This window comes from Weissella koreensis KCTC 3621, from assembly GCF_000277645.1.
In genome coordinates this window covers 22,907-34,832 of sequence record NZ_AKGG01000005.1, presented here as the reverse complement: position 1 = coordinate 34,832, position 11,926 = coordinate 22,907, and the positions used below count along the sequence as shown (strand labels likewise).

The 11,926-nt window shown below is 36.8% G+C and carries 12 protein-coding genes and 1 tRNA gene; all 13 read right to left on the bottom strand.

Translation table 11 applies throughout. The features are described from left to right. Nucleotides 1-60: 60 nt before the first annotated feature. Nucleotides 61-132, bottom strand: a tRNA-Gln gene (locus tag JC2156_RS00870). A 70-nt stretch (nucleotides 133-202) separates the two neighbouring features. After that, on the bottom strand, nucleotides 203-583 hold the full coding sequence (gene gloA2, locus JC2156_RS00865) for an SMU1112c/YaeR family gloxylase I-like metalloprotein (protein WP_006844955.1): 381 nt from the start codon (nucleotides 581-583) through the stop codon (nucleotides 203-205). Nucleotides 584-612: 29 nt separating this feature from the next. After that, nucleotides 613-873 carry a zinc ribbon domain-containing protein gene (locus JC2156_RS00860; RefSeq protein WP_006844953.1) on the bottom strand — a complete coding sequence of 87 codons (261 nt, stop codon included), beginning with the start codon at nucleotides 871-873 and terminating at the stop codon, nucleotides 613-615. A 14-nt stretch (nucleotides 874-887) separates the two neighbouring features. Then, the gene (locus JC2156_RS00855; RefSeq protein WP_006844951.1) at nucleotides 888-1,139 is read right to left on the bottom strand and encodes a hypothetical protein; all 252 of its coding nucleotides are present in this window, start codon (nucleotides 1,137-1,139) and stop codon (nucleotides 888-890) included. Nucleotides 1,140-1,301: 162 nt separating this feature from the next. Further along, nucleotides 1,302-1,892: an ATP-dependent Clp protease proteolytic subunit gene (locus JC2156_RS00850; RefSeq protein WP_006844950.1), complete on the bottom strand. Its 591-nt coding sequence runs from the start codon at nucleotides 1,890-1,892 to the stop codon at nucleotides 1,302-1,304. A gap of 62 nt (nucleotides 1,893-1,954) precedes the next feature. Then, on the bottom strand, nucleotides 1,955-2,911 hold the full coding sequence (gene whiA / locus JC2156_RS00845; protein WP_006844949.1) for a DNA-binding protein WhiA: 957 nt from the start codon (nucleotides 2,909-2,911) through the stop codon (nucleotides 1,955-1,957). 108 nt (nucleotides 2,912-3,019) lie between these two features. Further along, entirely contained in the window at nucleotides 3,020-4,039 is a 1,020-nt protein-coding gene (locus JC2156_RS00840; protein WP_006844948.1) for a gluconeogenesis factor YvcK family protein, read from the bottom strand. Further along, complete coding sequence (gene rapZ, locus JC2156_RS00835; protein WP_006844947.1) at nucleotides 4,036-4,935, bottom strand: RNase adapter RapZ; 900 nt, start codon at nucleotides 4,933-4,935, stop codon at nucleotides 4,036-4,038. Before rapZ ends, JC2156_RS00840 begins: the two co-directional genes overlap by 4 nt. Nucleotides 4,936-5,078: 143 nt before the next feature. After that, nucleotides 5,079-5,552 (bottom strand): universal stress protein, encoded by a 474-nt coding sequence (locus JC2156_RS00830; RefSeq protein ID WP_006844946.1) that lies wholly within the window; start codon nucleotides 5,550-5,552, stop codon nucleotides 5,079-5,081. A gap of 25 nt (nucleotides 5,553-5,577) precedes the next feature. Continuing rightward, nucleotides 5,578-6,975 (bottom strand): Nramp family divalent metal transporter, encoded by a 1,398-nt coding sequence (locus JC2156_RS00825; protein WP_006844945.1) that lies wholly within the window; start codon nucleotides 6,973-6,975, stop codon nucleotides 5,578-5,580. A gap of 528 nt (nucleotides 6,976-7,503) precedes the next feature. Continuing rightward, nucleotides 7,504-8,652 (bottom strand): D-alanine--D-alanine ligase family protein, encoded by a 1,149-nt coding sequence (locus JC2156_RS00820; protein WP_006844944.1) that lies wholly within the window; start codon nucleotides 8,650-8,652, stop codon nucleotides 7,504-7,506. A 61-nt stretch (nucleotides 8,653-8,713) separates the two neighbouring features. After that, the gene (locus JC2156_RS00815; RefSeq protein ID WP_006844943.1) at nucleotides 8,714-9,700 is read right to left on the bottom strand and encodes a DUF2785 domain-containing protein; all 987 of its coding nucleotides are present in this window, start codon (nucleotides 9,698-9,700) and stop codon (nucleotides 8,714-8,716) included. A gap of 212 nt (nucleotides 9,701-9,912) precedes the next feature. Continuing rightward, entirely contained in the window at nucleotides 9,913-11,745 is a 1,833-nt protein-coding gene (locus JC2156_RS00810; protein WP_006844942.1) for an APC family permease, read from the bottom strand. Nucleotides 11,746-11,926: the final 181 nt, after the last annotated feature.

Genomic DNA, 11,926 nt, shown 5'->3' with positions numbered 1-11,926 from the left:
TTAACTTAAATCAAATTACAACTAATGCTTACCAATGTGCTGATCAATTTAGTTAAACTACTGGGTATGCTGGATTCGAACCAGCGCATGCTAGTACCAGAAACTAGTGCCTTACCGCTTGGCTAATACCCAATCACAATACACCTTATTATATAACAAGCATATTGGCAATTTCAAGAACTAAATTTCGGATTTAATGATTCTATTCATGAAGTTCCAAAGGGAGCCCATCAGGATCAAAGAAGAAGGTCATCTTTTTATTTGTTAGTTCATCCATCCGTACCGGCTCAAATTCAATTCCTTGAGCCTTCAATTCAGCTAAAGCTTCGTCCATATTTTCAACTTTAAAAGCTAAATGCCGCAATCCCAAAGCTTCAGGATAGGTAAGGCGCTTAGGAAAATGGTCTGCAATAAAAATTTCTAATTCTTGATCACCCAAACGCAAATCAAGTTTAAGATCATTTTTAGCTGGACGCGGAGTTTCACGAATAACTTCAAAGCCTAATTGATCAACATAAAATTTCTTGGTTGCTACATAATCTGATGCGTTAATAGCAATATGATGAATTACTGAAAATTGCATATTATCAACTTCCTTTACTAAATATAATGTTAATTTTTAAACCTTTTCGTGTTCTTCAACAACATTGGATAAGATTTTTTCATTAACCATTTCGCCATTTTGCTTCCACGTGCCTGATTTATTCCCCTCAAACCAATTTCCAACATATCGTTATAATTTAGACTCGGTTGAACAAATTGGCCATTTAAATAACATTGAGTACAATATATTTGACTACGTGAACCATCCGTTTCAGTTCCTAAAATATTTTTATTTAATGGCATTGCACAACTTTGACAAAACTTTTCCATAATTATAACCGTCCTTAATTCAATTGATTTAAAATTTCTAGCAAAACCGCAGCATCGGCTTCTTTTCGAAAACCAACTAAAACATTTTTAAAATTTGAATTTTCAAAATAGGCTCGATTTTGATCAAATAACAATTGATAAGTTACATCATCTTTCAATAACATAGCTAATCGTCCCCACGTAATCGGTTGATCAGGTTGTTTAACAGGGGCAATTAAGATATGTCCCCCATCATTTGGTTCTGAAACTGCGATATATTCTTGCATAATATAACCTCAATTAATTCGTTTTTTTCACTAAAAAGTCGTGTTCAAAATATGAATCATAATACCAATTATTATATCCATTATATCAAGCTTTTACTTTAAGCCCTAAATAAATCAGGGGTCAAAGCAAAAATGCCTCAATCCCTGATCTTTTTAATGATTTTATTTATCGCTAACGTTTTTCAAAATTTTGTCAATCAAGCCATATTCCAAAGATTCATCAGCATCAAGCCAGTGATCTCGTTCAATGTCTTTATTAACACGCTCTAAAGGTTGATCAGAGTTTTCAGCCAAAACTTGTGCTAAACGCTTTCGTGTCTTGAAAATTTGCTCATAAGCAATTTTCATTTCAGTTTCTTGTCCTTGCGTTCCGCCCATTGGTTGATGAATTAGGAATTCAGAATTAGGTAGCATGAAGCGCTTCCCTTTTGTTCCTGATGAAGCTAAGATAGAAGCCATTGAAGCAGCTAAACCTACAACAATTGTTTGTACATCAGCATGCACAAAGTTCATCGTATCATAAATTGACATACCGGCGATCACTTCACCACCTGGTGAGTCAATATACATATAAATGTCCTTATCAGGATCTTGTGCATCTAAGAATAATAATTGTGCTTTAATTGTCGCAGCCATTGCTGAGTTGATTTCACCCGTCAACATAATAATACGATCAATTAGTAAACGTGAATAAATGTCATATGAACGCTCTCCACGTGCAGATTGTTCAATGACGTATGGAATTGGATTCATTAAGTACAAACCTCCTATGAATGTGTATGTTTCATTTTATATTTTATTTGTTTTGAGGTCAATCACTTAATCGTTTTTGGTAATTGTCCACCATTCCTGAAACTTTCAGCAAGTTCTGAAATTTTACGTAAACGATGATTGACCCCAGATTTGGTAATTTGACCAGAATGAACATACTGCCCTAACTCTGATAAAGGATCATCGCGATGTGCCAGTCTAATTTCAGCAATTTCTCTTAATTTAATTGGTAATCGATCTAACCCAATTTCTTCATCTAAAAACTCGATATCCTGAACTTGTTTTTGACTAGCGCTGACCGTTTTGTCGATATTAGCATTCTCAGCGTTAACTAACCGATTCACGGAATTTCGCATATCCCGCATAATTCTAATATCTTCAAATTTCAACATAGCAACCGTAGCTCCCATTAAATTTAAAAGATCAACAATTTTTTCGGATTCTTTTAAATAAACAATGTATCCTGAGCGACGTTCCACAACCTTTGGTTTCATTCCAAATTTATCAATCAAGCGCGCCAACTGTTCAGCTTGTTCAATATATAGAGAATATATTTCTAAGTGATAGCGTGAAGTTTCTGGATTATTGACTGATCCAGCAGCCAAAAATGCGCCACGTAAATACGATCTAATCATTCCCTCATCAGCCAGCCAATCTTCTGAGACCGTGGCTGTAATTTCACCAGATTCAAAAATATGAAGATCATTTAAAAGCTCACTCACATCTTGATTAATACGAACAATATAAACATTGTTTTTTTTCAATTTCATTTGTCGACGAACTGATATCTCAGATTCAACATCATAAAACTGTTGCAAGAGGGTTAAAATGCGACGCGCCGTGGCGGCATTCTCTGTCTGTACATTTAAAGTCCATTGCATATTGTTCAAGCCCAAAGCTCCATTCATTCGCAACAGAGCAGATAACTCCGCCTTAGCATTTGGAGCCTTAGTTATTTCTAACATAGTTAACTCTTTTTTGACATCACTAGCAAACGACATAATTACCCCCTTTCATTCTTTTTGACAAAAGGAACGGGCTGAAACATATTTCGTCGCAGCCCCGTTCTAATTTTAATTTATTTTTAAATCACCACTACATCTATCATATTACAAGGAATCTTTTCCCGTCCCCGGATCTTTGATGATTGTATATAATAATTCAGCAATCTTTTGGGCGTCATGAAAGACCCCTTCATCACGCAGTTCAATCAAGTTACCCATAATTGGAACTGCACCTTGCTTACGCACTTCTTCAGGATCAGATTTTACCTGATGCGAAATTTCGTCCCATCTTTGCCAGTCAATATAATCTTCAGGAACTAATCCGGAATTCATAATTACGGTATCAATCACATTAGCTCCAATATGTTTATTTAAGACACGTAAATGATCACTATCTGAAAAATCATCAGTTTCACCTTTTTGAGTCATAATATTAGAAATATAGATGATTCTAGCAGGAGTAATTCTTAAAGCTGAGGCTACATTTGGAATACTAATATTCGGTAAAATACTAGTATATAAAGAACCTGGTCCTAAAACAATCACATCTGCGCCCAAAATAGCATTGATGACTTCTGGCTCTGATTTTGGTTCTGAGCCATCAACGTCTTCAACCCAAATTCTTTCAATTTTTTTATGAGCGTGTGTAATCTCAGCTTCACCACTGATTGTGGTTCCATCGGTAAATGTAGCGCATAAGGTCAATGGATCATTCAAAACCGGATAAACATGTCCTTGCACGTCCATCATCTGAGACAATATCTTGATCGCGGCGCTAATATCTTGGTTTTCTTGGGCCAAGGCAGCAATCATAAGATTACCAATGGTGTGATTAGCTAAAAATCCGGCGTCACTCTTAAAGCGATATTGAAAAAGATGTAAAAAATCATTAGAAGCATTCGATAAAGTTGCCATGACATTACGAATATCTCCAGGCGGTACCATCCTTAAATAATCCCGTAGTGTCCCTGAAGAACCTCCGTCATCAGCAACCGTAATAATCGCTGTTAAATCTAGAGGATAAGCCCGTAAACCATTAAGTAGAACTGATTGTCCGGTTCCTCCACCAATAACTACTACTTTCCCATTATTATTAGCAATGGATTGCTCTATTTTTGTACTCATACTTGTTGGCCATTATCTTTCCGCCGCTGCATATCACGATGGTATTCAGTAACCGGCCAACCTGCATCTTGTAACATTTTCGCAGTTCGATGTGCAAAAGCAACTGATCGATGTTGCCCCCCAGTACATCCAAAAGCAATCGTTAAAATTGAACGTCCTTCAGCTTTATAACGTGGTAACGACCATTCCAAGACGCCTAATTCTTTTTGATAAAATTCATCAGCTCCATCTGATTTCCAAACATACTTATAAACTTCATCATCAATTCCTGTTTGATTTCGTAATTTAGGAATGTAATAGGGATTATCTAAGAAGCGAACATCAATCACCAAATCAGCATCTAAGGGAGCTCCATACTTAAATCCAAAGCTCATTACCTGAACTTTAAATAAATTAGAATGAGCAACTTGATCTCCGTAGTTACGTAAAATTGTTTTGCGTAACTCACGTGGCCCAAAATTAGACGTATCTATAACTTCGGTTGCTAGTCCTTTAATATCATCTAATAAATTCCGTTCCTTTTTAATATCATCTAAAGTCCCAGACCCATCACTCAGCGGATGGTGACGGCGTGTTTCTTTATAACGTGCAACCAATTCTCCATCGGAGGCATCTAAAAATAAAATTTTCAATCGATATGCTTGATCCTGATTTTGATTCAACATGTTTTGCACAATTTGACTTAAATTAGCAAATATTTGTTCTGAACGTAAATCAATAACCACTGCAGCATTCACTGTTGGATCTTGTTTTTGCATGAGCGCCCAATAATTAGGCAACATCTCAGCTGGGAGGTTATCCGTTGTAAAATAATTTAAGTCTTCAAACGCCCGCATTGCGACCGTTTTACCAGCTCCGGAAACACCAGTTATAACGACTAATTCTGGTTTATGCATTGCAAATCCTCCCTCAATTGTTCCTTTATATCCCAAATTATACCATGCCTAGACCAAGTTAATTAATAAAAGAATGTAACAAAAAAACCAGGACAAATATCCTGGCTTTTTTACATTTGAAATTTATAAATTATTTAACTGATTTAGTGCCGATATAGTTGACGTGCAACCAAAGTTGAAACTCGTGCATGCCTAGAGACATAAGCTGCTTGCGATCCTAGTGAGTCCCAGAATCCTTCATGCGAATGAGCTCCCACCACAATTAAGTCAGCCTGAACCTTAGGCGCAATTTCATGGACTAAAATATCACCAGCTTTGGCTCCATCTTCAAAGACCACTTCAACATCTTTAACACCTTTGGAATGGGCATAATCACGGTAACGTTCCAGATTGGCTTGATATTCATCACGTTTTTCTTTCACTAATGATAATGACATAGCTTCAAGAGTTGAAAGGTCTCCCATCTCTAGAACTGTTGCGATAACTAACTTTGAATCATCTTCGCGAGCTTGATGCACCGCATTGATAAGGGCGAAATATCCTTGTTCTGACTCATCCACACCTACTAAAATTGTTTTAAATTGGTTTGGTTCAACATCAAAATTCAATCCACTCATATTAGTTCTCCTCATTCTCTAGAAATTAAAACAGTGCAATGATTTTTCCAAAAATATCAATTACAAGTTGAATATTCAATCCTGTCAAAACAATGAATATTAACCATGATAAGATGATCATCCACTTTGGATTAACGAACTCTTCACCCATGATCTTCTTTGATGAAGTAAAGTAAATCAACGGTGCCATCGCAAATGGTAATGCAACCGACAAGAATACTTGTGAATAAATCAGAAGTTGATCTAGCTTAGCTTCATTTCCACCATACATAAGTGTGAAGATAATAACTGGCAACAAAGCCAATCCACGCGTTACCAGACGTCGGAGCCACATTGGAACCTTCAAATGCAAGAATCCTTGCATGATAACTTCTCCAGTTAGAGTTCCCGTAATTGTTGAATTTTGACCTGAAGCTAACAAAGCAACGGCAAACAAAGTTGACAAGACTGGTGAGGCAACCGCCCCAGCAATCGTATTATCTTGTAAGGCGTTATACATAGCGCCAAAGGTTCCAACTTGATCAGCATGGCCAAAGAATAGTGCAGCCCCTAGAATCAAAAGTAATGAATTAATTACAAAGGCTAATGACAATTGAATATTTGAATCCCAAGTCATGAAGCGTACTGCTTCTTTTAATTCACCCTTGTTTTCTCGATCAATCTTACGAGTTTGTGAAATTGAAGAATGAAGATACAAATTATGGGGCATCACCGTTGCTCCAATAATTCCCAAGCTCAACATCAAACGTGTTTCACCACCACCCATAGCATGCGAATTATTCATCGTTTGTAATGATGGTAAGTAACCCTTAAACATGGCCACAATATCGGGTTGTGACAAAATAACAAGGTAAGCAAAGATGGCTAAAATTGTTAGAATCAAAGTCATGACAATTGCTTCGATTTTACGGAAACCGAACTTCATTAATAATAGCAATAAGAATACATCTAGTGCAGTTGTCAAAACTGAGGCAATCATTGACCAACCAAACAACAAGTGTAAGGCGATCGCTCCCCCAATAACTTCAGCAATATCAGTCGCCATTAAGGCCAACTCTGTCATAATCCAAAGTGCGATTCCGGTTTTCTTACCAGTTCGAGCTCGTGTGGCTTGTGCTAAGTCTTCCTGCTTAACCATTCCTAGCTTTCCAGCCATATGTTGCAATAGCATCGCAATTAGCGACGAAATTAGAATAATTGATAACAGTAGGTAGTGATATTGCGCCCCACCACCTACAGAGGTTACCCAGTTTCCAGGATCCATATAGCCCACTGCAACCAGTGCACCAGGTCCAGAGAAAGCAGCTAACTTATGCCAAAAAGATCCAGACATTGAGGCTTCAACGGAACCGTTGACTTCCTCTAAGCTCAAATCATCCCCAGCATCTTCAATCATGTGATGCTTCTTACTAGCTTCGACCATTTCAAATCTCCTTTTCGACTATTGAGATATTTGCATATCTGTACGTCTATTAAATTGTTTGACCATTTGATCTAGGAGCGAGTTCTACCGGTCTCGCAACTAACCTGTCCGTAATTCTAACCTAGGTCATTTTACGGTCTTTATTGAAAACTTGGCTAAATATAATTCATAAAGGTTTTCATTCAACCATTAGTTGAAAGCTTATGAATGATACCTAACTCGCGCCCTATCTCTTTTGGCTGGTCTTATTGTCTATCTAATTTCACAAATTGTCAATCATATTTTAAGATAGGTTTAATGTAAGCGTTATTTTTTATGATGTCAAATTTAACGAGTTTTCATACTTTTAAGATAGAGCCTAATATAGAGAAATTATATCGCCTAAACTATGTATATATATAACTAATAAATCTAATTTAAAAAACATTGGTTTATTTTTTTAATAGAGTATTAATTGTAATTTTTAATATCAAAAAAGGCCGTGATAATTTTATCGCGGTCTCTTTTAATTTAATATTTTTATATATTTTATTCTTTCACATCGGCGTTATATTTTTTCTCACCAACATGTTCTTCACCCAATGAAACGAAATCATATGATAGAGCAGCATTTCGTTTAAATTCAGCCAAACCATAATTAATAATTTCGTCAATTAATTCTGAATAGCTAATTCCTGAGACTTGCCACATTTGAGGGTAAAGTGAAATATTAGTGAAGCCTGGTAAGGTATTTGGCTCACCTAAGTATGGGGTTCCATCTTCATCTAACATGAAGTCCATTCGCGTCAAGCCCACCAAGCCCAATGCGCGGTATGCTTTTAAGGCCATCGTTTCAATTTCTTTGACAGTTGCTTCTGGTAACTCAGCTGGTAACTCAAAAACCATCCCTGAAGCATCCACGAATTTATTATTATAATCATACCATTCGTCATTTTCGGGTAGAACAATTCCTCCGATTTTTGAAACACGAGGATGTTCATTTCCCAAAACAGAGATAAAGACTTCACGTGGACGCTTTAACCCAGCTTCCACCAAAACCTTATAGTCATATTGGAAGGCTTCTTTTAGGCCTTGTTGATATTCAGCCTCATTCGTTACCCGTGCAATTCCAACTGATGACCCTTGTTTAGCCGCCTTAACGAATAAAACATCCGTTCCCAGTTCCGCTACCAATTTTTCATATGAATATTCTTGACTATTTAAGTCCGTCAACAAAACATACTTAGTATTGCGAACTCCAGCATGATCTAAGATTCGCTTCGTCAAATCCTTATCAAAGGACATCGCAGAGGCAGCTGTTCCAGCCCCAATATAAGGCTTTTGTAACAAACGGAAAAGGGCTTGCAAAGTTCCATCTTCCCCTAAGTTTCCATGAACGACTGGGTAGAAAAGATCAATTTGATCAACTTTACCTAAATTAATAATTGGAGCCAATGGACTTGTCGTATCTAAATCCTTCATAGCTTCAGCCACAATTGGGTCTTCATCTTCACCCTCAAACACCCGCCATGAAACTTCTGGGTTCATAATATAACCAGCTTTTGAGATCAAAAAGATCGTTACATTATATTTTTCTTTATCCATTGCATCATAGATATTATGTGCAGAACGTTTTGAAACATCATGTTCTGATGAATTACCACCAAATAACATCGCCACATTTAATTTTTCGCTCATGGTTTTTATGCTCCTATTTTTCCTTTTATCTTACCTTAGTCTGAACAAATTTAATAGTTTTTTAAATCAAAAATGCACGTCCTTCATCCAAATATTCATATAACAAAGGCGGTAAATCTTTTTGTAACAAAATAGCGGCCAATAAATGCGTTTGATTATAATGTTGCGTCCAACTGTCATAATTTTCAGCTTGCATTTGTCGCATCAATTCAGGACGCCATTGCTTTAACTGTCGTAAAATATATTGTAAGTATAAATCGTTGATCTTAGCTAAATTAACTATATAACGGGCTATTCGCTCAACTTCACCCATCACTAATGGGGTTTTCACTCGTTTAACTCGTTCTACTAATAAAGTTTCCAAAAATATTTTGTCTGCTCGATCAACTTGATTATTCACATTAATCTCATCCAATAAATTCCCTAAATGAGTAAAAGCATGGGCCCAACCTTTATCAGCTACATACCCACGTGTATCTCGCTCTAATACAATATAGATTCCGATTTTTTCAATTAACTCATTCCATTGATCATGATTCATTAACTTAATATGTTTCCGTCGGCCTGAATAAATTAACAAAGCCAGTAGGAAAATCGCAAAAGATCGTTGAAAAATACCGTCATTTTCAGGTTCATTAATATGGCTAAATAAAACTTCATCTTTTAGTAATTCACGCACCATCATTTGTTCTTGTACCAGGCTAAAAGCGTCTTGTTGAATCCCTTGCATCAAAGCCATAAAGACACCTTGATCTCTAATTTGTGGATTTGTTTGCTTTAAACCAGCTAATAGAACCTTGATATCATTTTCAGTTAATTCGTTGACCGTTTGTTCAGCCAAATGTTGATTAAATTGATCAACTCGAGCCAACAATAACAACTCATCTTTCCCAGAAATTTGAGTCACCGGTGTGGATACATTAAATTCAAGATCATCAAGCATTTTACCGGATACTGGTCCTAATGAATCAAATAATTCTCCAGTATGAATTCGTTCACGCAAGTCGATCACTTGCGCTTTAATTTCATCAATTTGATTAACCATCATAGCGACCCCCTTTCACTTTAAATTACTTATCTCTAGTTTAATGCAAAAACCAAATTTAGTGAACTCTTCAATTTTCAATCATTTTCATTAACCCGATCCAAATAATTAAGATATAAATATAAGCTTAAACTTTATTAATAGAAATTAAAAAGCCAATTTAAGTTTTCCCTTTGAAAAAGAGCTCCTAAATTGACTAATATTATAAATGATTTTTACTCTGACAAATGGAAATAATAAGTCGAAATGGTAACATCTCGCTTTGCCAATGCCGTTCGTAACCGTAAACTATTTTGGTTATGCAAAGCATTTTGCCAAGATGAATGCGGAATAAACTGTGGAATCAAAACAGTTAGAGAACGATTTCGTTCTTTAGCCCCTTTAGATATTTCATCCACGAATCTTAACGCCGGAACCGTAATTGAACGATATGAAGTATGCACATCCACATAACGTACATCCGGGAATTCACGTTTAAATTCAACCCCTAAACGATATTCACGTTCTGGATTTGAATCAAATGAAACATGCAAAGCCATCACGTTATCCCCAATCGACTTAGCATAGTCGACTGCTTCAGCCGTCACTCGTGTGAGATTAGAAACTAAAATCACTACTTCGGATCCCTCATAATGTTGACGCTTAATTGGTTCCTTTGACAAGACACGTAATTGTTTTCCAATTTTACGATAATGTCCTCGGATACTCATAAACATGTACAATAAGATCGGCATAATAATCAAATATGGCCAAACATTTGAGAAATGCAAGGAAAATAGAATAACTACTAATGAAGCTGAAATCGCAGCCCCAATAAAGTTAATAATTGCCTTACCCACCCAGAATCCATCACGTTCACGCCACCAATGAATAATCATTCCAGACTGAGACAAAGTAAAGGGAACAAAGACCCCGACCGCATACAGCGGAATCAAAGCTTCCGTTGATCCACCGAAAATCAAGATCAAGACAATTGAGCCCAAAGCGAGGGACACAATTCCATTCGAGTAGCCCAAACGATCGCCCTTATCCATATAAATATGGGGCATAAATTTATCTTTAGCCAAATTGTAAGCCAACTGTGGAAATGCTGAAAAACCAGTATTAGCTGCAACTGCCAAAATCAAAGCTGTGGAAATTTGAAAAATATAGAAAAAGGCGCCGTGTCCGAAAACTTTTTGCCCAATTTGAGCCAAAACAGTCAAATCAGAATCAGGCCTAATTCCATACCAATACGATAGAAAGGTCACACCACCAAAGAAGAAAGCCAAAATAATTGACATAATCACTAACGTTGATGCCGCATTATGTGCTTTTGGTTCCTTAAAGTTTGGCACTGCATTAGAAATGGCTTCAACTCCTGTTAATGAAGATGATCCACTTGAGAAGGCACGTAAAATTAAGACCAATGACAGTCCGCTAAAGCTAGTTCCAACCGCTGCTGGAGCTTGATATTCTACCTGGCCAGTCATAATATTGTACAATCCCACAATAATCATGATCACCATCATCACGATGAAAGCATAAACTGGTAAAGTCAAAAATCCAGCTGACTCACGAACCCCTCTTAGGTTTACAGCCATCAATAACAAGACCAAGAGAATGGCAATCGCGATTGAGTAATGTCCCAGCCATGGAATGGCTGACGTAATCGCCGCTGTTCCAGCAGTTACCGAAACCGCCACCGTTAACATGTAATCAACTAAAAGTGATCCTCCGGCCACCAAGCCTGGTTTTTGACCCCAATTTCTAGAAGTGACCAAATAAGCGCCACCACCTGATGGATACTCATGAATAATTTGTTGATATGATAAAGTAATCGCTCCTAATAACACCAAAACCAAGATGGCAATCGGAATTTGAAGCCATAGCGCCATTGCACCGGCCGCAATTAAAGCGGTCGTAATTTGTTCTGTTCCGTATGCCACTGATGACAAGGCATCAGATGACAATAAAGCTAAGGCTTTCCCTCTGCTTAAATGTTGTGATCCTTCTTCCAACGTTTTTAATGGCTTCCCAATTAAAAACCGCTTCAAATAGCGCCACATACTAATTATCTCCTATTATTATTATTCCTACAAACTGCTATTCTAATCCATTTGTTTCGCTTTGTCTATGGCTTAGTTACCAATTAGATTAGTATAATTTTTCATAATAGAAACTATCATAATTTATTAAAAAATATATAAAAAGGCCCTTACATTTCTGATTTAACTCAACTCTTCGTCT